This is a genomic window from Micromonospora sp. NBC_00330, from assembly GCF_036136635.1.
Lineage (GTDB): Bacteria > Actinomycetota > Actinomycetes > Mycobacteriales > Micromonosporaceae > Micromonospora > Micromonospora salmantinae.
On sequence record NZ_CP108012.1, the window covers coordinates 158,131 to 178,663 of the forward strand.

At 69.5% G+C, this 20,533-nt stretch carries 21 protein-coding genes and 2 tRNA genes; 9 read left to right on the plus strand and 14 right to left on the minus strand.

Going from position 1 to position 20,533, the window contains the following annotated elements:
- Positions 1-409: 409 nt before the first annotated feature.
- Both OG598_RS00745 and OG598_RS00750 read left to right on the plus strand, forming a co-directional pair.
- Positions 410-913, plus strand: coding sequence for a sensor histidine kinase (locus OG598_RS00745; RefSeq protein WP_328652596.1), 504 nt, complete (start codon positions 410-412; stop codon positions 911-913).
- Between the two features lie 212 nt (positions 914-1,125).
- Positions 1,126-2,133, plus strand: coding sequence for a sugar phosphate isomerase/epimerase family protein (locus tag OG598_RS00750; protein ID WP_030488695.1), 1,008 nt, complete (start codon positions 1,126-1,128; stop codon positions 2,131-2,133).
- A gap of 64 nt (positions 2,134-2,197) precedes the next feature.
- Here the strand turns inward: OG598_RS00750 and OG598_RS00755 are convergent, their stop codons facing one another.
- Positions 2,198-2,602, minus strand: coding sequence for a hypothetical protein (locus OG598_RS00755; RefSeq protein ID WP_091409037.1), 405 nt, complete (start codon positions 2,600-2,602; stop codon positions 2,198-2,200).
- 261 nt (positions 2,603-2,863) lie between these two features.
- Here OG598_RS00755 and OG598_RS00760 point away from each other — a divergent pair.
- The 4 genes from OG598_RS00760 to OG598_RS00775 all read left to right on the plus strand — a co-directional run bounded on the left by OG598_RS00760 (position 2,864) and on the right by OG598_RS00775 (position 6,637).
- Positions 2,864-2,936, plus strand: a tRNA-Asn gene (locus tag OG598_RS00760).
- A gap of 157 nt (positions 2,937-3,093) precedes the next feature.
- Positions 3,094-5,211, plus strand: a complete 2,118-nt coding sequence (locus tag OG598_RS00765; protein ID WP_328652597.1) for an MMPL family transporter — start codon at positions 3,094-3,096, stop codon at positions 5,209-5,211.
- Positions 5,201-6,439, plus strand: a complete 1,239-nt coding sequence (locus tag OG598_RS00770) for an FAD-dependent oxidoreductase (RefSeq protein ID WP_328652598.1) — start codon at positions 5,201-5,203, stop codon at positions 6,437-6,439. Before OG598_RS00765 ends, OG598_RS00770 begins: the two co-directional genes overlap by 11 nt.
- Positions 6,440-6,560: 121 nt before the next feature.
- A tRNA-Ile gene (locus OG598_RS00775) sits at positions 6,561-6,637 on the plus strand.
- An 82-nt stretch (positions 6,638-6,719) separates the two neighbouring features.
- On the opposite strand, the gene OG598_RS00780 is transcribed toward OG598_RS00775, so the two are convergent.
- A complete protein-coding gene (locus OG598_RS00780; protein WP_328652599.1) occupies positions 6,720-7,511 on the minus strand; it encodes a hypothetical protein in 792 nt (263 codons plus the stop codon).
- Positions 7,512-7,924: 413 nt separating this feature from the next.
- Here OG598_RS00780 and OG598_RS00785 point away from each other — a divergent pair, with 413 nt between their 5' ends.
- The gene (locus OG598_RS00785; RefSeq protein ID WP_328652600.1) at positions 7,925-8,461 is read left to right on the plus strand and encodes an SUKH-4 family immunity protein; all 537 of its coding nucleotides are present in this window, start codon (positions 7,925-7,927) and stop codon (positions 8,459-8,461) included.
- Between the two features lie 202 nt (positions 8,462-8,663).
- Here the strand turns inward: OG598_RS00785 and OG598_RS00790 are convergent, their stop codons facing one another.
- From OG598_RS00790 to OG598_RS00815, 6 genes are all read right to left on the minus strand, one after another.
- The gene (locus tag OG598_RS00790) at positions 8,664-9,236 is read right to left on the minus strand and encodes a hypothetical protein (protein ID WP_328652601.1); all 573 of its coding nucleotides are present in this window, start codon (positions 9,234-9,236) and stop codon (positions 8,664-8,666) included.
- Positions 9,237-9,338: 102 nt separating this feature from the next.
- Positions 9,339-9,902: a hypothetical protein gene (locus OG598_RS00795; protein WP_328652602.1), complete on the minus strand. Its 564-nt coding sequence runs from the start codon at positions 9,900-9,902 to the stop codon at positions 9,339-9,341.
- A 135-nt stretch (positions 9,903-10,037) separates the two neighbouring features.
- Positions 10,038-10,850: a hypothetical protein gene (locus tag OG598_RS00800; RefSeq protein ID WP_328652603.1), complete on the minus strand. Its 813-nt coding sequence runs from the start codon at positions 10,848-10,850 to the stop codon at positions 10,038-10,040.
- Positions 10,851-11,463: 613 nt separating this feature from the next.
- On the minus strand, positions 11,464-11,808 hold the full coding sequence (locus OG598_RS00805; protein ID WP_328652604.1) for a hypothetical protein: 345 nt from the start codon (positions 11,806-11,808) through the stop codon (positions 11,464-11,466).
- A 59-nt stretch (positions 11,809-11,867) separates the two neighbouring features.
- A complete protein-coding gene (locus tag OG598_RS00810) occupies positions 11,868-12,092 on the minus strand; it encodes a hypothetical protein (RefSeq protein ID WP_328652605.1) in 225 nt (74 codons plus the stop codon).
- A gap of 169 nt (positions 12,093-12,261) precedes the next feature.
- Entirely contained in the window at positions 12,262-12,837 is a 576-nt protein-coding gene (locus tag OG598_RS00815; RefSeq protein ID WP_328652606.1) for a hypothetical protein, read from the minus strand.
- Between the two features lie 153 nt (positions 12,838-12,990).
- Here OG598_RS00815 and OG598_RS00820 point away from each other — a divergent pair, with 153 nt between their 5' ends.
- Complete coding sequence (locus OG598_RS00820) at positions 12,991-13,689, plus strand: AAA family ATPase (RefSeq protein ID WP_328652607.1); 699 nt, start codon at positions 12,991-12,993, stop codon at positions 13,687-13,689.
- Positions 13,690-13,695: 6 nt separating this feature from the next.
- Here the strand turns inward: OG598_RS00820 and OG598_RS00825 are convergent, their stop codons facing one another.
- The 6 genes from OG598_RS00825 to OG598_RS00850 all read right to left on the minus strand — a co-directional run bounded on the left by OG598_RS00825 (position 13,696) and on the right by OG598_RS00850 (position 17,579).
- Positions 13,696-14,112, minus strand: a complete 417-nt coding sequence (locus tag OG598_RS00825) for a hypothetical protein (RefSeq protein ID WP_328652608.1) — start codon at positions 14,110-14,112, stop codon at positions 13,696-13,698.
- Between the two features lie 54 nt (positions 14,113-14,166).
- Positions 14,167-14,871: a TMEM175 family protein gene (locus tag OG598_RS00830; protein WP_328652609.1), complete on the minus strand. Its 705-nt coding sequence runs from the start codon at positions 14,869-14,871 to the stop codon at positions 14,167-14,169.
- Between the two features lie 146 nt (positions 14,872-15,017).
- On the minus strand, positions 15,018-15,176 hold the full coding sequence (locus OG598_RS00835; protein WP_328652610.1) for a hypothetical protein: 159 nt from the start codon (positions 15,174-15,176) through the stop codon (positions 15,018-15,020).
- Positions 15,177-15,549: 373 nt separating this feature from the next.
- Positions 15,550-16,002, minus strand: coding sequence for a hypothetical protein (locus OG598_RS00840; RefSeq protein ID WP_328652611.1), 453 nt, complete (start codon positions 16,000-16,002; stop codon positions 15,550-15,552).
- A 57-nt stretch (positions 16,003-16,059) separates the two neighbouring features.
- Positions 16,060-16,692, minus strand: a complete 633-nt coding sequence (locus OG598_RS00845) for a dihydrofolate reductase family protein (protein WP_328652612.1) — start codon at positions 16,690-16,692, stop codon at positions 16,060-16,062.
- A gap of 38 nt (positions 16,693-16,730) precedes the next feature.
- Positions 16,731-17,579, minus strand: coding sequence for a hypothetical protein (locus tag OG598_RS00850; RefSeq protein ID WP_328652613.1), 849 nt, complete (start codon positions 17,577-17,579; stop codon positions 16,731-16,733).
- Between the two features lie 131 nt (positions 17,580-17,710).
- Here OG598_RS00850 and OG598_RS00855 point away from each other — a divergent pair, with 131 nt between their 5' ends.
- The gene (locus tag OG598_RS00855) at positions 17,711-20,482 is read left to right on the plus strand and encodes an AfsR/SARP family transcriptional regulator (RefSeq protein ID WP_328652614.1); all 2,772 of its coding nucleotides are present in this window, start codon (positions 17,711-17,713) and stop codon (positions 20,480-20,482) included.
- Positions 20,483-20,533 lie beyond the last annotated feature (51 nt).

Sequence of the window (20,533 nt, forward strand, 5' to 3'; positions counted from 1 at the left end):
GTGCCCGGTCGACGTCCCCCGCCGACCGGTCGCATCGTCGAAGCGCGACGAGCGGTGTCTCCAACGAGCGTGATGCCTCTGAGTCATCAAGATGACTCAGAGGCATCACGCTCGCACCGCTTCGTCCGCCGGTCGCCGCCGTCCGCCGGTCGTCGCCGTCCGCCGGGTCGCCGTCCGCCGGGTCGCCGTCCGCCGGGTCGCCGTCCGCCGGGTCGCCGTCCCGCCGGGCGCCGCGTGCGGAAGTGCGGGGTTGTCGGGGAGGCTGGGCCTCGGTGTAGGGCTGGCCCCCGCGCCGCTGCCAGGGCATGCGGATGCAGGCACATCGCGCCCGCTCGTCGGCGGCGGTGGCCTGCCGCTGCGCGTGGACGCCGCCGACCGGCTCACAGCGGGCTGCCGTACCTTGACCTGCATGGGGTTGTTCGCGCAGTGGCGTGGGACGGTGCTGGCGCGAAGCCATCAGCTGCTCGGTGCGCTCGGCCGGGCCGATGAGCCCGACGACCCGTCCGAGCCGGCGCCCAGCCTGAACCGGCTCGACGCGCTGGTGGAGGGCTTCACCGCCGGTCAACCGGTGCGGTGGACCATGGCCGGGCAACCCCGACCGCTGCCCGGCCCGGTCGACGTGGTGGCGTACCGGATCATCGAGGAAGCGCTGACCAACGCGTGCCGACACGCGCCGGGCGCTCCGGTCGGGGTCCGCCTGCGCTACGACGCCGCGGGCATCACCATCGAGGTCCGCGACGAGGGCGCCGGTCCCGCTCCGTCCGGCGGCGGCACCCACAGCGCCGGTCGGGGTCTGCTCGGGGTACGCAGGCGCGCCGAGCGGCTCGGCGGCACGTTCTCCGCAGGCCCGCGCGCCGGTGGCGGCTTCACCGTACGGGCTGTCCTGCCCGCGCCCGAGGAAATGATCGGATGATCGGCCGACCGCGGGGCTTCCCCGATGGGGCACTGCGGAAATAGGGTGGGGGTCGGCGACCGTGCTGGTGGCCGGTGACCCGGTGGGAGGCGCAACCCGCCGGGCTCAGGTGTGTTCCGCACCCACCGGTGACCACTCGGGTGCCGTGCACGTCCGGTCACCCTCGCCCCGGTCCGCACAAGGAATCCCCATCACACTAGGGGAGAAGGACAATGGCGCGACCCATCACGCTCTTCACCGGCCAGTGGGCCGATCTTCCGTTCGAGGAGGTCTGCCGGCTCGCCTCCGAGTGGGGCTACGACGGTCTGGAGATCGCCTGCTGGGGCGACCACTTCGAGGTCGACAAGGCGCTCGCCGACGACTCGTACGTCGAGCGCAAGCGGGAGACCCTCGCGAAGCACAACCTTGAGGTCTTCACGATCTCCAACCACCTCGTTGGTCAGGCGGTCTGCGACCACCCGATCGACGAGCGGCACCAGGACATCCTGCCCGGCCGCATCTGGGGCGACGGGGAGCCCGAGGGGGTTCGTCAGCGGGCCGCCGAGGAGATCAAGGACACCGCGCGGGCGGCGGCGAAGCTCGGGGTGAAGACGGTCGTCGGCTTCACCGGTTCGTCGATCTGGCACACCCTCGCGATGTTCCCGCCAGTGCCGCCGTCGATGATCGAGCGCGGCTACCAGGATTTCGCCGACCGGTGGAACCCCATCCTCGACGTGTTCGACGAGGTGGGAGTGCGGTTCGCGCACGAGGTGCACCCCAGCGAGATCGCGTACGACTACTGGACGACGAAGCGGACGCTGGAGGCGATCGGCAACCGGCCCGCGTTCGGGCTGAACTGGGACCCGTCGCACTTCGTGTGGCAGGAGCTGGACCCGGTGAACTTCATCTTCGACTTCGCCGACCGGATCTACCACGTGGACTGCAAGGACGCGAAGGTGCGTACCGGCGATGGCCGGCGTGGCCGGCTCGCCTCGCACCTGCCCTGGGCCGACCTGCGGCGCGGTTGGGACTTCGTCTCCACCGGCCACGGCGACGTGCCCTGGGAGGACTGCTTCCGCGCGTTGAACGCGATCGGCTACACCGGCCCGATCTCGGTCGAGTGGGAAGACGCGGGAATGGACCGGCTGGTCGGCGCCCCGGAGGCGTTGCAGTTCGTCCGCCGGCTCGCCTTCGACGCACCGAGCGCCGCCTTCGACGCGGCGTTCAGCAGCAAGGACTGACAGCACGTCGGACAGACCACGGGCCGGTCGCCCTGCGGCGACCGGCCCGTCGACGTGCGATTGGTCAGAGCGTGCTGGCGTTCGTGCCCGAGCCGGACGGCTTGGTGCGGGGGTTCGTGGACGACGGCGACCCGGAGGTCGTGCCGACCGTGCTGGTGCCCGCCTTGGCGCCCACCGTGGCGGGCGTGCCGGCGAACGCGTCGTCGGCGGCGGTCAGCTCCTGCTTGCCGGTGCTGCCGTTGGTGGTGCCCAGCTTCTCGCCCAGTTTGGTCTGGCCGAGCTTGTCCTTGCCCTCGCTGTAGAGCTTGTTGGCTTGGGCCTGCGCGACCCCGGCCGCCTCCTGGACGGTCGGGTGGTCGAGCACCTTGCGGCCCTTGACCACGAGCTCCTCGTACTTTTCCCGGCCGGCACGGGCGCCCAGGACGAATCCCGCAGCCAGCCCGCCAAGAAACATGATCTTTCCGCGCATGGCGGCTCCTTCCGTACCTGACGCGCCGTCACCCCGGCGAGTTGCCCCGTCGAAAGGCGACCTGTTCGCGCCTGCGTCCTCTGTCCGCAGCTAACTACCCATCCTGCTCTCCGCTCAAGCATTGTTGTGCCGGGATGGCGATTTACCCCTATTGTCAATGCGACGGCGGGGAGGCAACCCACTGGACCACCACCGGGGGATGTCCTGTACTCTTGTCCCGTCGCAAGGCGTCGGGGAGATCCGAAGTCGGGCGGAGCACGATCCCCTGTAGCTCAATTGGCAGAGCAGCCGGCTGTTAACCGGCAGGTTATTGGTTCGAGTCCAATCGGGGGAGCTTTTCCACGTACGCCCGTCAGCCACCGGCCGACGGGCGTTTTCGTGTGTGTGACCCGGTTTCACCCACCCTCGACCTGCTTGCCCGGCAGGATGGTCGATGTCGACTGAGGCTACCGCTGCGTCGATTGATGCGTCGATCCTTGGGGTGAGTGCGGATGTCCGGACGAGGCGGCAAGGCCACGCTGATCGCGGTGGCGGTCGTGCTGGCCTGGTTGGTGATCGGCGGCGTGTCCGGCCCGTACGCGGGGCGCCTCAGCGAGGTCGCCACCAACGACAACGCCGCCTTCCTGCCCACCGACGCCGAAGCGACCCGCGCCCAGGACCTCGCCGGCGAATTCGTCGACCGGCAGACCATCCCGGCTCTGATCGTCTACGAGCGGCCCTCCGGGATCACCGACGCGGACCGGCAACGGGTGAGCGCCGACGCCGCCCGGTTCGCCCAGATCCCCGGCGTGGTCACCCCACTGCCCCCGCCCATCCCGAGCGACGACGGCCAGGCACTCCAGGTCGTCGTACCGGTGGACGACGCCGAGGGCGAGGAGATCGGCGCTGTCGTCGAGCAACTGCGCGACATCACCGGCGGTGACCGCGACGGCCTCACCGTCGACGTCTCCGGCCCGGCCGGTCTGCTCGCCGACCTGATCGAGGTCTTCTCCGCCATCGACGGACCACTGCTGCTGGTCACCCTGGTCGTGGTGCTGGTCATCCTACTGATCGTCTACCGCAGCCCGGTCCTCTGGATCTTCCCGCTGCTCGCCGCCGGGATGTCGTACGCCCTCGCCTCGGTCTTCGTCTACCTGCTCGCCGACGCGGACGTGGTCAAGCTCAACGGGCAGGCCCAGGGCATCCTCACAGTGCTGGTCTTCGGCGCCGGCACCGACTACGCGTTGCTGCTGATCGCCCGCTACCGGGAGGAGCTGCACCGGCACGACCGCCCGTGGGATGCCATGAAGACCGCCTGGAAGGGCGCCGCGCCGGCCATCATCGCCTCCGGCGGCACCGTCATCGTCAGCCTGCTCTGCCTGCTGCTGTCCAGCCTCAACTCCAACCGGGCACTCGGCCCGGTCGCCGCCATCGGCATCGCCGCCACCCTGCTGGTGATGCTCACCTTCCTACCCGCGCTGCTGGTGCTCGGCGGACGGTGGGCGTTCTGGCCCCGCCGGCCCCGAGCCGACCAGGCCGACCCGCGGGCCGAACACGGCATCTGGAGCCGCGTCGCCGGCTTCGTGGCCCGGCACGCCCGCCCGATCTGGCTGAGCACCGCCGTCGTGCTGGCCCTGCTGACCCTCGGCCTCACCCAGCTCGGCACCACCACGCTCGGCCAGTCCGACCTGTTCACCCAGCGCACCGACTCGGTCGACGGCCAGGAGGTGATCTCCCGGCACTACCCGGCCGGCACCGGCAGCCCGGCCACCATCTTCACCACCGAGCAGACCGCCCGGCAGGTCGCCCAGGTTGCGAAGGACGTGCCCGGGGTCGCCGACGTCCGCCCGCTTCCGGCCGGCCCGCAGACCGGCCCACCCGAGGCGAACGCCGCCCCGAAGGTCGTCGACGGGCGGGTGCAGCTGGAGGCGACCCTGGCCGACCCACCCGACAGCGACGGCGCCGAGCGGACCATCAGAGAGCTGCGGGTGGCCGTACACCAGGTGCCCGGCGCGGACGCGGTGGTCGGCGGCTTTACAGCGATCAACGTGGACACGTCGGACGCCGCGAAGCGCGACCAGAACGTCATCATCCCGGTGGTGCTGGTGGTCATCGCTGTCATCCTGGCCCTGCTGCTGCGGGCGCTACTCGCCCCGCTGCTGCTGATCGCCACAGTGCTGCTCAGCTTCGCGGCGACCCTCGGCCTCTGCGCGCTGCTGTTCCGCCACGTCTTCGACTTCCCCGGCGTGGACTCGTCGTTCCCGCTGTTCGCTTTCGTCTTCCTGGTCGCGCTCGGCATCGACTACAACATCTTCCTGATGAGCCGCGTCCGCGAGGAGTCGGTCAAGCGCGGCACCCGCGCCGGGGTGCTCGCCGGCCTCGCCGTCACCGGCGGGGTGATCACCTCCGCCGGCGTCGTGCTCGCCGCGACGTTCTCCGCCCTCGCCGTCCTGCCGCTGGTGATACTCGTCGAGTTGGGTACGGCGGTCGCGATCGGGGTACTGATCGACACCATCATCGTCCGGTCGCTGCTGGTGCCCGCACTCGCGTACGACATCGGGCCGAAGATCTGGTGGCCGGGCCGGTTGTCCCGGGCGAACGGTGAGCGGGAGGCGCGCGGTGCTGGCTGAAACCGATGTGGTCATCGTCGGCGGCGGCCTGGCCGGCCTCGCCGCCGCCCGCCGGCTGCACCGCGCCGGCGTGCCCTGGCGGCTGGTGGAGGCCGAGGGTCGGCTCGGCGGCCGGGTCGCCACCGACGTGGTCGACGGTCACCTCATCGACCAGGGCTTCCAGGTGCTCAACACCGCCTACCCCCGGCTCGGCACGCTGCTCGACATCGACCAGCTCAACCTCGGCTACTTCACCTCCGGTGTGCTGGTCCGCAAGGGCGACAAGCTGCTGCGGCTGGTCAACCCGCTGCGCGAGCCGACCGGCGGACCCGGCACCGCGCTCGCCGGGGTCGGCTCCCTGCTCGACCGGCTGCGCTTCGCCGCGCTCGCCACCGGCTGCGCCACCCTCCCCGCGTCCCGGCTGCTCGCCGCGCCGGAGACCAGCACCGAGACGGCGCTGCGCCGCGCCGGTCTCTCCGACGCCATCATCGAGGAACTGCTGCGACCGTTCCTGTCCGGTGTGTTCATCGACCGGGAACTGTCCACCTCCAGTCACGTGCTGGCGATGGTGCTGCGTTCCTTCGCCCGCGGCCGGATCGGCGTGCCCGCCGAAGGGATGGCCGCGCTGCCCCGGGCCGTCGCCGCGCCGCTGCCGGCCGACCTGCTCGACCTGGACACCCCGGTCGTGGAGGTCACCCCCGGCCGGGTCCGCACCCAGGCCGGCGACATCCGCTGCCGGGCCGTCGTGGTCGCCGTCGACCCGCCCGCCGCGGCCGCGCTGCTGCCAGCCCTGGCGACGGTACGCATGCACAGCTACACCACCTACTACCACAGCGCGCCCGAGCCGCCGCTCACCGAGCCGATCCTGCTCGTCGACGGCGACCGACGCGAACTCGTCGCCAACACAGTGGTGCTCAGCAACGCCACCGCTACGTACGCGCCCGCCGGACGGCACCTGATCGCCACCTCGGTGGTCGGCCCGACGGCCCCACCCGAGCCGACCATCCGGGCCGAGTTGACCCGGCTGTACGGCCGCTCCACCGCCGACTGGACCCACCTCACCACAGTGGCCATCCCCGAGGCGCTACCCGCCGCACCGCCGCCGCAGGGACGACTGCGCAAGCCGGTGGCGCTGGGGGAGGGCCTGTTCGTGGCCGGTGACCACCGGGACAGCCCATCGATCCAGGGCGCCCTCACCAGCGGCTGGCGCGCCGCCGGCGCCGTGCTGGACGAGCTGCGCGCCGGCTGACAGGCGTACCCGAGCACGCTGTTATATTCCTGTTGCCCATCGTGCTGGCGCAGGCGTGGGCGCCGGCCGGCTCGATGCTGGCTGCTGACCGCCGAGCGGGATAAGATCCGGCGCGGTGTTCGGGGCGGTAGCTCAGCCGGTTAGAGCAGGGGACTCATAATCCCTCGGTCGCGGGTTCGAGTCCCGCCCGCCCCACCAGCCGTTTTCCTGGCGATGCTGCCGAGCAGCGCCTCGCGGAGCTGGCCGAGGCCGCCGCCTGTCCGCTCGATCGCGTCCGTGGTCACGAGGTCGTCGGGGCGCGGCCCCGACGGGCTGCTTCCGGAAGCACGCCGGGCGGGATGATGCCGAACCAGGCTCCGGTGGCGACCATCGAGGCGACGACGTACGCCACCCACCACCCGAGCAGCGCCCACGCGCCTTGGGTGACGGCGCCGGCCAGGCCGGGCGCGACGAACAGGAGAAGAAGGCAGGCCAGACGACCGTGCGAGAGGCTGTTCTCCTTCGGCAACCTCTGGGCCTTGCGGAACGGAATGAGTCTGACTCCGTAGGGACGACGGCGCAGCGTGAGACTCGCCGGCCAGAGCCGCCCGTACCCGGCCACGTCGACCACGCTGACGCCGGACCCGTGCCGGACCGTGGCCTGACGAGGCCTGGTCAGCTCGCGCAACCACGGTTCCCAGACGACGCGTTGGTGCAGGACACCGCCGTCCCGGCCGCTCACCGTCAGCCACACGGAGTATCCCTTGGGACCGGCGTCGATCCCGCCGGCGGCGCTCACGGCGCCCGCCGCAGCGGTGACCCGCCCCGCACTTCCCGGCTGCGGCGACTGCGCCAGATGCGCGGTCACCATGACGCGCCTCGCGGGAGCACGAGCGGCACCCCACCACTGCACAAGGCGGACGAGCCAGGACAGCACCAGAAAGGTTCCCGGAGCCAGCGCCACGAGGATGTCGCCCTCTCGCTGCTCGACCCGCGGGTCGGTACCCAGCCGGTACCCCAGCGCGATGAGGGCGGCCAACGCGACGACGCTGCCGATCACGACCATCGGCGCGCGAGCACGCCGATTTGCCAAGGCCGCTGCACTCCCGCTGCTGGCCACAGCGTCGTCCTCCCCGTTGGCCCCTCCGGACGTCGCCCCGACGTTAGCAACGCCGAGCAAGGCTGACCTCGCGCGTCCGTTCCAGATTTTCACGTCTAACGGCGGTGGCAGGCTCCAGTGCAGTGCAGTGCAGTGCAGTGCGGTCGCGGACGGGCCCTGGACCGATCGCTTCGAGCGAGGGCCATCGAGATCACGCAAGTTCTGACGGAACCCGCTGTCGTCCGACAAGAGATGCGCGACAGATCTCCGCCAGTCGAAGTGCGACGGCTCCACCGAACTGGAGCAGCAGGCCCTCGGGCGTGGACGCACGAATCTGTCAATGATCGGATGCCTGGTCGCTACAACGAACACTGGCTTGGAACCGTGGCCGGACTACCCTCATTGGCGTGCCCGTTGATGATCTTCCGTTGCCTCCCGCGTTCGAGGCGGTCACGGCCTGGGCCGGTACTGGGCGGGTGGTGCGTGCTACGGAGCTGGACGTGGCGACGTGGCGGCTTCCCGAGCCGCAGAAGGCCGCGCTGGTCTCCTCTGGCGTACCGCTGATCGATGACCTCGTGAGTGCGGTGTCGTTCCAGGCAGAGCCGACGATGTACCGGTTGGCGAACGCCGATGACCTGGACTGGGTGTACGGTGCCGCGCCGGGGACCGGCGAGGTGCAGATCTGGTCGTCGGACGGCAGCAGCACCGGGTTCGTCAACTCAACGATCACCCACTGGCTGTGTTCGCTGCACATGGTTGGTAGCTGGCTGACCAGCTCAACCGTCATCGACCGCTGGGACGAAGACGGACAGGCCGAAGACGAAGCACTCGCGGAGCTCGCCGACCTGTTGGAGCGGATCAAGGCCGTTGACCCGCCCGCGTTCGGGGACGGCGACCATACAACCCACTTCTGGCCCGGAGTGCTCGACCGGTGGCTCTACTGACCGACGCAGGCATCCTCTTCTGGCCGGACACCGATCCTGGCCCAAGTCTCCAAGTAGCCGCGATCCGCGCCGGCCCGGCCCTGGCCTGCTGGCGACCTCCGGCCGCCATCGGCCGGGCCGGCCGGCCGCGCTCCGGCCTACCAAGCCCTCTTGCCCGATGAGGAGAGCCGCTCCAGCGCTGGGGGCCTTGGTCTGTTACGCGTCAGCCCACCGCGAATATGCCTGAACACTTGCTCAGAGCATCGCGCTCCCAGTCGTCTCCTACGAGAGCGACGGGGTAGCTGACCTTCCTGCCTTGCTCGTCATCGGTCTCGACGGATAGCCCTAGCGGCAGCGGCTCTCGCTGGAGGCGTGCGACCGAGCACTCGAACCACAGCTCGACCGCGAGCTGACCGGTGCTGCCAGGGGGTAACAGCCGGGGCGCTCCGATGCTGTGTATAACGACGCCCGGCCTCTCTGCGTGAACCCCACGAACGGTGCTCGGCCCGGGACCGCCGTTGGCCAACGCCAAATACCCGGACAGTCGGACGGATCCTTCGGAGGCTGCGCTTCCGGAGTCGGCCGATTGAGGGAAGGCCACGAGTGCGACCACGGCGTTCCGGTCCCGCTGATCACGCGAGTCTCGCAGTTGGCTGAAGCCGAAGCCGCCAAGCACAACGCCGACCGCGAAGGCGGCGAGGAGCCGCAGCGGCACCTTCTGTCTGAGCACGGAGCGGTCATGGGCGGGGGTACCCGACTTCGCCGACTGGTTGTTGCGCTCATCCAGGTCGATCACTGCGTGCTCCCCAACATGGGCGTCAGCCTAGGGCCCCTTCACTCCAGCAGGTCGCCCGGCCGTAGAGCTGCCCTTAGGCCCAGCACGGCTGTTGGTCGAAGCTCAAGGCATTTGCCTGGGCCCGTGGTTCCCGTCGTAGTCGCCCAGATTCACCGACGACAACCGCTCGTCCCAGCTGTCCCAGTACGCCTGCTTCTTCGAGCCCCAGTAGTAGTTGTGGAGTCCCAACAGGTCGCCGTAAGCCTCATTGCGTTCGACGCTGTCGGGTGTCCCGAACTCGGTGAGGAAATCCTCGTACGACCGCAGCGAATTGAAGTAGGCCAGGGGGCCGCGCTCCGCACCGTAAAACGCGAAGCCGACCACTGTTCCGCCCGCGACCTTGTAGCTGATGTTGCCAGCCACGTGCAGCATGCCCCCAGCGTCGATAACGCTGCCGACCACCTCGTCGAGAGTGATCCGCCGGCCGCCTGCATCGTAATATTCGGGCGTGGTGCCATCACCGCTCTTCTGCGTGTGAACGATCGGGGAGAGGGTGACTTGCTCGATCCGCTCTCGGTCGATGGTGTCAGCTGCGTTCGATCCGTAGTGGACCCCGGCGAGGGCCAGCGTCCGAAGATCGAGGAAGGGCTGGGCAAGGACATCGAGGTTGTCCAGGATCTCGATCACCGGACCAAAATAGTCGTGGCATACAGCCATCCGTACAGCCAAGACTGCCCGCAAACGCCGACGTTGCCCGACAACCACGGACTTCCCGCCGTCTTCCCATCGAACCCTGGGCACTGTGGGGGTGACGGCGAGTGGTCACGCGCTGAGGGGGAAGTCCTTACGCTTGATCTTGGCGCGCCGGCCATCCGGGTGGTGGAACACGATGCCCTCGGCCAAGTGGCCCGGCGCGAATCGGCTCTCCAGCGCGGCTAGATAGCCCCGCAACTCGGAGTAGCTACGGGGCGCGTCCGGCAGGGCGGGCACGCGGAGGTTGAACGGCACACATGTGTGCTCTTCCAGACCGAGCGGGTTGCCTTGGACGCGGGGACCGAGCGCCTCGCACGCGTGCTCGCCGTCGGGCCAGTTCGACACGTCGGTGTTGCGGGCGGCGACCAGTATCCACTTGTCCTCCGCAGCGTGATCGTCGGTGTCGACATACCACCCATCGACGATGCCTTGCTGCTTCTGCACCTTGCTGGGGTTGCGGCGCTTCTCCACTCGCACCAGCTGTCCTGAGCGGACGGTGAGGCGCACGTTGGAGCCGTCGAGCTTCTCGGTTGGGGCGCCCTCGCCGTCGAACACCCAGGCGCAGTCCGGCCTGGGGCGGTCGACGACCCGGAAGTGCTCGTCGCGTTCGAACAGCGTGGGGATCTTCTCCATGACCTGGGCCCCTCTCCTGACCTTTGCGATCAGTTCCTCGGCGGTGATGGCACCGTCGGCCAGGCCGCTGGCCAGCGCACGGACCAGATCGGCCACGGCCACGTCGGCCTCGACGGCGACGTGCTTGAGCGCCCTCTTCTCCTCCGGCGAGAGCCAGGCGACCAAGCGGGACCAGCCCTCCGGTGGAGTCCACCGGGCGAGCTGGCCGGGGGTCTTGCGAGGCCGTCCGGGCCGTCTGACCTCATCCATGTCAGAGAATCTAGGAGCTGCATGATGTTGTGTCAATTGGCATAACAGAAATAGGCAAAGTGGATCATGGTGTACAAGCGCACGGCTCCGTACCACTAGCTGCGCTGGTGCCGGGTCAGTCCGACAGTGGTGGCGAAGCGAGCCACGTCGGCCGCACCGGCAGCGGCGTAGAAGTTGGCTACGTCAGGTGCGAAGACCCGGCACGTCCGCTGTCGCGTGGCCGATACCTGACGAGGCCGACGGCGAGGAACACGAGCGCCACGCTCGCAAGCGTCCACGTTGTTGCGGGTCCGAACGCGCCGATGAGACGTCCGAGGTATCCCACTGCGAGTATCGAGAGCGATAGTCCAGTGCAGATGAACCACATCGCTGCGTCAACCGGTCGCTTCCACCTTCTCTGGGCGAACTGCGACATGCGGCCGGTCAGCAGGAGACGGACACCGTAGCTGGCAAGGACCAATCCGCCGACGCCCAACAGCATTTGGAACAAGGTTCGGGGGTCCATGGATTTGCCTCTACCCGGGGGATCTGGTCGGCAACCAGGCCGGGGCAGCCCGCTGTAGGCCAGCACGCGGATGATCAGCCATGCGGCGACGCGCGATTGTCAGGTGCGTCAGGACCAGTTGAACATCCGCACTGGTAGGAGTACGAGAACGACGGTCGCAGCGACGGCCAGCAGAACGCGTACCGTGCGAAGACCTCGCCACCACGGGATTACCCAGAGCAGCAACCACATGGCGCCTGAGAGGGCCACATGTACCCCGATCACCCGGAGGCTGGTCTCCTCGCACATGTTTTCGGCAATGGCCTCCTTGCACAGCGCCGGCGGGCCGTTGTGGTCCACGAGGCTTCCCAACACCCCGACGAGGCCTGCCAACACTGGAGCGGCCACCAGGGTGAGCAGCGGCGTCACCAACCACCCGGCGAGATCACGGTGCCGGTCCACCAGCCGTTCCACTGGCAGAACGCTACAGCCGGACATCGATAATTCTCAAGCTGATGGGTGTAGACGGCGGATCACTCAGATGGGTCGTAGAAGTAGACGGTGCCGGACCACCAATCGCCGTCCGCGTCAGCGGTGATCTCTTGGTGCAGGACGACGTCCGCAACCTCGACGTCCCCCAGTTCTTCGATGCTGTCGGCGAGACGGCGAAGCAGCGCGGGAACGCTGTCCTGACCAGGGCCGGCCGGGTTGGCCTGCGCGAAGTGCCTGACCGTGGAGAACCGCGATACGTCCGTCACGGGCGAAGTCTGTCATGCCGGGTCTCACCGGCCAGGTGCCTGCACAGCGCCTTGACGAGAGCGGTCCGCATCCGGAAAGGGGATTTGGCTTACCGCGTCAATCCGATGGTGGCCGCCAGGCGCGACACGTCGGCCGCGCCGGGCCCGGCGCGGAACACAGCGGTGAGTGTCAGCGTGTCCGGCCGACGGACGAGACCCTCGAGTCTACGGAGTAGCGGCGGACGACGTCGTCGGCGTCGCCAGCGGTGGCACCGGGATCGAACATCACCTCCAGGCAGGGCGCTTGCGGCCCTTCCGACCCAAAGCCCGCAACCACGTGGTTCGGGTCGAAGCGGTGGTTCTCCAGCACCAGCTCCTCAGCGGACTGCCCCTGCCGCACGCACACCGTCGCCTCGGGCTGACTGCCATCCCAGGCCAGTGCTGGGGCCGACACGCCGATGGTGAGCACCACTGCCGTCCCCACGCCGATCACTGTCGTCCGGCCAAGCCCTGGCCGGCTGGTCGGCGAAATCACCGCCACCAGGGCGGACAGCGCGTACACCCAGAGAGCCCGCTTGTCGGCCGAGTCATGGAGGGCCAACGCGACGACGCCGGCTCCGACGGCCTGTGCGACCAGGCTGACCGGCCGGAACCTTGGCGAGTCGACCAACGCCGCTGGTATCACGGCAAGCCCACCAAGCAACAGGAGAAGCATGACAAGCCCGTACGCACTCCATTCACGGCGCGCGTCCAGGACGAGCAACACCAGGGCAACCAGGTGTCCGCAGACGACAAGCGGCGGGCGGAGGTGCGCCAGGATCCGTGCGACCATCGGAAGACCCTACGTGATGTGACCGACTTCGATGGGGGTACCAATCCGGCCCGGCAGCCGCGCGGTCCATGTGAAGAGGAGCAGGACATGGTTCAAGGCACGCGTGACGAGCTGCTCGAGCGCTTGGCTGAGGCGGTTGACGCCGTCACTGTCGCCCACCCGACGCGGGTTGCCGTCGACGGGCCGCCCGCCGCCGGCAAGACCACCCTCGCCGACGAGTTGGCCGCCGTCCTGCGTGAACAGGGCCGCCACGTCATCCGCGCCACGATCGACGATTTCCTCTTTCCCCGGGCCCGGCGCTATCCGCGCGGCGAGTACTCGGCCGAGGGCTGCTACCACGACACCCACGACAAGGAGGCGCTGAACCGGGTTCTGCTCGATCCGCTGGGCCCGGGCGGAGATCGACGCTTCCAACCCGCTGTCTACGATCGCGACGCGGATGCCGTGCTGTCCCCGCCGGTCACGGCCGCCCCCGCCGACGCCGTGCTCGTCTTCGACGGCGTCTTCCTCCTGCGCCCGGAACTGATTGATCGGTGGGACCTGCGCATCTTCGTGTCGGCGGCACTGGAGAAGACAGTGGGTCGTGCCGTGATCCGAGAGCGCCGGGTGTCGACTCGGGTCGACATCGAACGACGCTGGCGCGAGCGTTACATCCCCTCGCAGGAGCTCTACTTCGCGACGGCCCGCCCGACACAGCACGCCGACATCGTCGTACAGAACGACGAGCCCCAGCGGCCGGTCTGGGAGAGCGCCCGGTCCTCCGAAGTCCTGGCGGCCGGTGAGTGACAGTGCTTACGGGTGGTCCACGTACTCGCCGAACGGCTCGACGGACCCATCCCAACCGTTCCAACCCTGTTGGGTGACCTGCCCGTTCGCGTAGGTGTACGACCAGCGGGCGCCGTCCTCGCCCTCGATCTGGACGGTTCCGGAGCGAACGAACGGCGCAATCGCGACGTAGAAGGCCGTTGTCTGGTTCGACCACTTGGGGTCGCCCTCGTCGTCGTGCCCGAACTCGATCCAGTCTCCGTCGCGGGTGATCGTGGCCCTGGCCGGATCCGCCAGGTCGATCAGCGTGCCGTCCGACGGAAACTCATCCGGCCCGTACCAGCCGCCTCGTTCTGCCAGGGCGGCCTGGACAGCGGCGACCGCAGCGGCGTCCTCCGACTCCGGGAGGTTCAGTCGGCCTGAGGGCATCACCGTGTATCCCACGTCGCGCACCCTACAACGGTCGATGTCACCACGCCGCAGGAGTTGGCGCTAGACCTATGGGTCACCCTGACTCTGCGCGCGGGTGCGCTGAATGCTGCCGACCTCGCCTTTGATCGGCAGCCAGTAGAAGGGGATGAACGCGATGACCACGATGAGGCCCACGACCGGATGAAGAGCGCCCAGAGCGGTCCCGACGGCGATCCAGAACGGCGCGGGGCGGAAGCGTCTGCTGATCGCTCGGGCGGTGTCGTTGTCGGTGGCGGAGGTCAGCAGGCGACGGCCGTGCCTGGCGTACTCCCAGATCACGTTGAAGAGGATGGCCGCCACCTCGTAGGTGGCTCCGTAGAAGATGAGTGCGGTGCGCTTGCCGTGGCCGGACTCGAACGCGTGGGCCAGGAGGGACGAGGCGAACGGCAGGAACGCGATCACCATCAGCAGCAGGGTGTTGAGGAAGAGCAGCATGCGGTCGGCGGAGCGGATGTGATCGAACATGACGTGGTGGTTCACCCACATCTGCCCGATCAGCAGGAAGGTGATCGCGTACGCCACGTATGAGGGCCACAGTTCGACGAGGCCGCGGAGCAGGTGCTCGGTGTCCTCCGGCGGCTGGATCTCCAGGACGAGCAGGGTGACGGCGATGGCAATGACCGCATCGCTGAAGGTGACTGCCCGCTTCGGGTCTCGCTCCGCACCGATCGGGTTGCTGGATCTGGTTGCGCCCTCCGTGGAGGCGCCGCGAGCCGCGCGGAACCAGCGCATGAGCCTCCCCCACTGTGAGAGCGCCCGGTCACGCACCGCGGGCAGGGCTGCCCACGGTGCTCATCCAAGAGCCGTCCGGTGCCGCGGGTTCCCGCCGTCTCATGAACCAAACCGGCTTGCGGCTGCCGTACCAGCCCCTGCTGCCGTCACCGTTCCCTGATCCGTTGCCGCCACCACGCCTGCGCGTGCCACGGACTCAGCTCGGCAGCTCGCGGGTCGGGCAGCGTCTTCCGGAGAAACTCCTCGTCCAGCGGGTCGACGACACGTCGCAACTCGCGGGAGGCGGCCGTTGGCAGTCGGCGCATCGCGTCGTCCAGGACGTCTCGCTGGTACAAAACATCGCAACCCGGACAGGGACAGTCATCCCCTAGATCCAGCCACCGTCCCGAGCGTCGAATGGCGCGACGGTAGCCGGCCAGCGCGGTCGCTACCGGAACGAAACCCGGATGGGTGCCTTCGAGCCTGACGATCGCCGCGTTCGCGCCGTTCGACAGACCATCGATGGGGCGGAGCTTGCCCGCATTCCGCCCGGCCGACTTCAACAGTGCGCGCAGCGCACCAGGTGACCTACGCGCCATGGACCTTTCGGGGCTGAGTCATGACGAGCACCCTGCCACACCACGGCCAGGCCCTGCCAACCCATTCGCGCGGTGGTGACACCGCCTGGATGAGTCGGTCTCAGCCGATATTGATCAGCAACACCTGGTCGTCGCGAAGGTCGGAGATGGTGTCACGCAACAGCCTCAGTGTGTCCAGACCGGCCGCGCCGCTCTCCTCGAAGTCCATCCCCATCTCCTCGAAGTGGCCAACCAGCTCCTCCGCGCGGTGCGCGCCGGGGTCGAGCTGATCCAGCAACCCTGGCGCTCGAGTGATGAGCGTGGTCAGGCCGTACGCGCTGTTGATGGCCTCCGACTCGGCATTGAGCTCCGACTGGTCCAGGTCGATGCCGCGCTCCTCCAGATAGGTCAGGACGTAGAGCATGCAGTAGCCGGACCAGTCGTACTCCTGCCGCGTCTTGCTCCCGTGTTCGGCCAGGTACGTGCGGAACGACGACGGCGATGTGCGGGCCAGGCGGGCCAGCTCGGTGATGCTGTCCCTGCGGACCACTGTCAGTGACGCGATAGCAGACAACGCATCCTCCGTCGTACGACTCTGCCGCTGCGGCTTTCCGCCGGCTCGCCGGGCAGGTTACCGAGAGGGAGTGACGAGCACGCGGTAGGTGACGTGCAGGACCGTGCTCGCCGCCCGCGCCGTCACCTGTTCGAGTGTCAGCGGCGGGACGCCCTCGAACAGCCGCACACCGGTGCCGAGGGTGAGCGGCACGATGTGCAGCCGCAGTTCGTCGACCAGACCGGCGGCGAGGTACTGGTTGATGGTGGTCGCGCCGCCGTGGATCAGGATGTCGCCGCCACCGGCTGCCGCCCGCGCCCGCGCGAGCGCCGACTCGATCCCGTCGGTGACGAAGTGGAAGGTGGTGCCGCCCTCCATCGGCTGCGGCTCCCGTGCGTGGTGGGTGAGCACGAACACCGGCTTGTGGAAGGGCGGGTTGTCACCCCACCAGCCGTTCCACTGCCGATCCCACTCGCCGCGCACCGGGCCGAACATGTTGCGCCCCATGATGATCGCCGAGGCCAGTGTGGTCTGGTCGAGCTCGGCCTGGTTTTCCTCAGCCGCGTCGAACATCCAGGCGTGCAGCCCACGGCCCCAGCCGTCACCGCCGTCGTCGCCGAACGGGCGTTCCTCGCTCTGGTTGAGCCCGGCCGAGTACCCGTCGGCGGAGATGGTCTGGTCGACGATCACCTTGCCGTTACGTGTGGTCACAGCGCTCTCCATTGGCGACTCGTAGGCGAGTGGCCAGCCTACGGCCACCCCTGAACGGGCTGCGCTCCAACGAACATGAACAGCAGCGCGGCGGCCAGCACCACGGGGGCCAGGGCGCACGCGACACTCACCACCACCACAGTGACCCGAGAGCTGGGCTCGGTCTCCCGTTTCGGGAAGGCATACACGCCCACCAGGAGGAGAACGAGCCACAGGGGCACCAGCAGGGGAGCGAGAGCGGGCCAGACGGGCCAGATCGGCTCGACGACGATGCCCGGACCCAGGACCATCCAGGTGAGGGCGACGCCCGGGAGGAGGCCAGCCGTCACCAGGGTGCAGACCAGCAGGGGTACGGGTCGACGTCGCCGTGCCACCCACCCGAACAGCGCCGCGCCGGCTGCTGCGCCGACGAGAGTGCCAGCGACAGTGCTGGGTAGGAACGTGCCGGGCGCGGCCGGTGCGATGGTCAGCTCCGTTCCGCTCGCAGAGTATTCGAGCGCGACAGTCATTCCGTCGCGCTCGGCGCGCCAGCCGTCGCACAGGTAGCCAGGAACGCGGCGGAGGCCCTGCCATCCCTGCGTCCCGGCGCTGCGCCGGAACTGCTCGGAGAGCCCACAGTCGTCACCATCGTCGTACCAGAAGGACTCCCGGCCGGAGCCCAGGTCGTCGGCAGCGAGGTGGACGCCCCACCGGTAGCCACGCACGACCCGGCCCGAGTCGCCCGGCACCGCACCAGGAAGCAGTTGCGCTGCCAGACTCTGCGCCTGGTCGCCGCTGGGCGGTGTGACGCCGCGACCGCCGTACCAGGAGCCGAGACTCAGGCCGACAGTGCCCAGCAACACCGCACCGAGCAGCACCAGCGCGACGCGCCGCAGCCGATGGCCCACCGGCGTACCTCCCTGCCGTAATGCGCTAGACGGTAGCTCCCGGAGTCCGTTCCCGATGCCCCGTGGATCGTGTCCATTACGCGACGAATAGATCGAGTTTGCTGGGCTGGGGACGTTAGTTTGATTCGGTGATGTCGATGGTTGGTACGGCCGTGCGGGTCAGGCTGCTCGGGCCGGTGGAGGTGGTCGTCGCCGGCAGTCCGCAGGCGGTGAACGGCGTGCGCCGCAAGGCGGTACTGGCCACGTTGGCGCTGCACGCGGGCCGTGTCGTCAGCATCGACCGGCTCATCGACGTGGTCTGGGGTGACCAGCTACCGGCCACCGCGGCGAACACGTTGCAACGCCACGTCTCCTACCTACGCGGGGTGCTCGGCGAGCCCCTGTCGATCGTGGCGCGGCAGCCCGGATACCTGCTCGACACCGGGCCGGACTCCACCGACGTCCAGGCCGCCGAGCGCCTCATCGAGCTGGCCCGACGCTCGACGGACCGCAACGAGCAGGTGAGGCACCTGACGGCCGCTGTGGCACTGTGGCGGGGCCCACCGCTGGCCGACGTGGCCGGGTCGGCCTGGCTTGAGGAGCAGGCCGAACACCTGGCACGCCTACGGTTGGAAGCCGAACGATCGCTCGCCGAGGCTCGGCTGTCCGTCGGTGAGCACGCCGGGCTCGTCCCCGGGTTGGAACGGCTCGTCCGACAGCACCCCTTCGACGAGCACCTGCACGCGCAGCTGATGCTCGCCCTGTACCGCGACGGCCGCCAGGGGGAGGCGGTCGCCACGTACCGGCGGCTGCGCGACAACCTGCGGGAGAACCTCGGCCTCGACCCGGGTCCGCGGCTACGCGACCTGGAGTGCGCCATCCTGCGCCAGGACACCGCTATCGCCGCACCGGCCACGGCGGCACCGACGCGGGTCGCGGCGCAACTGCCTCCCCCCGTACCCACGTTCACCGGACGCGACGCGGAGCTGGCGGCCCTCGACGCGCTGGTCGACCGGGGCGGCGCCGTCGTGGTGTCCGGAACCGCCGGCGTCGGCAAGACCGCCCTCGCCGTGCACTGGGCGCACCGCGCGGCCGAACGCTTCCCCGACGGGCAGCTCTACGTCAACCTGCGCGGCTTCGACCCGGCGGCCACACCCACCGAACCGGCGCGAGCGTTGCACGGCTTCCTGGAGGCGCTCGGCGTTCCGGTGGCCCGGATGCCGCGCGACCCGGACGCGATGGCGAGCTTGTACCGCACGACGGTGGCGGGCAAGCGACTGCTGGTGGTGCTGGACAACGCCCGCGACGCGGAACAGGTCCGGCCATTGCTGCCCGGCTCACCGGACTCCCTTGCGATCGTCACCAGCCGCGACCAGCTCATTCCGCTGGTCGTCACCGAAAGCGCCCAACCGGTGCCCCTCGACCTGCTGAGCCTCGGCGAAGCTCGCGACATGCTGGTCCGCCGGCTCGGGGAGCGCCAGGTCGCCGCCGAACCCGCCGCTGCCGACACCATCGCCGACCGGTGTGCGCGGCTGCCCATCGCCCTGGCCATCGTGGCCGCCAGAGCCGCCACCAACAGGCACTTTTCGTTGGCCGCCGTCGCCGGCGAACTGGGCGACCTGGACGCCTTCCGCGCCGGCGACGAGGCCACCGACGTACGGGCGGTCTTCTCCTGGTCGTGCCGGACGCTCAGCCCACCCGCGGCCCGGCTGTTCCGGCTGCTGAGCCTGCATCCCGGCCCGGACGTCTCCGCCCCGGCCGTGGCCAGCCTGGCCGGCCTCGACGGGCCGGCGACAGGCCCCCTGCTCACCGAACTGACCCGGGCGAACCTCTTCACCGAGCACACGTACGGGCGCTACGCGTTCCACGACCTGCTGCGCGCGTACGCGGCCAGCCTCGCCGACGAGGCCGAGCCGCCGGCCGAGCGTCGGGCCGCCATCCACCGGCTGCTCGACCACTGTCTGCACACCGCTCACGCCGCCGACCTGGCACTGCACCCGCACTTCAGCGCGATCAGCCTCCCGCCACCCCGGGCGGGCGTGACGCCGGAGCGCCCCAGGAGCCGGTCGGCCGCCGCGGCGTGGTTCACCACCGAGGTCCCCGTCCTGCTCGCCGCGGTGCCGCTCGCGGCGCGGTCCGGGTTCGAGGGACACGCCTGGCGGCTCGCCTGGGCCATGGCCGGCTTCCTGCACCGGCAGGGGCACTGGCAGGACTGGCTCGGCACCCAACAAATCGCTCTGGCCGCCGCGTCCCGCATCGGGGATCAGGCGGGGCAGGGCCACGCGCACCGCAGCCTCGGTCTCGCCTGCTCCCGGCTCCGACGGTACGACGAGGCCGACGACCACCTGCGGCGCGCACTCGACCTGTTCACCGACGTCGACGACGACGCCGGACGGGCGCACACCTGCCTCAACCTTGGTCAACTGGCCGAGCGGCAGGGGCAGCACCAGGAGGCGCTGCGCCATTCCCGCCGGGCGCTGACCCTGTTCCGGGGGACCGGGAACCGGGCCGGGCAGGGGTACACCCTCAACGCTGTCGGTTGGCAGGAAGCGCTGCTCGGCAACTACCACCACGCCCTTGAATCGTGCGGTGAGGCGCTGCGGATGTTGCAGGAGGTGGACGACGTCCAGGGGCAGGCCGACACCTGGGACAGCCTCGGCCACGCCCACCACCAGCTCGGGGACGACCGGCGCGCGATCGCCTGCTACGAGCACGCCCTCGAACTCTTCACGCAGGTCAACGACCGGTACGCCGAAGCGAGCACGTACGTCAATCTCGGCGGCAGCCACCGGGCGCTCGGCGACGTCCCCGCCACCCGTGCCGCGTGGCGCCGAGCCCTGACCATCCTCGACGAGCTCGGCGACGCCGACGCCGACTCGATCCGCGCCGACCTCGAACAGCTCGACGCCACGCGGCTGCACTGAGGTACCCGCTTTCAGCGCCGTTTCCGGGCCGCTTCAGCGTGCCCCGCCACT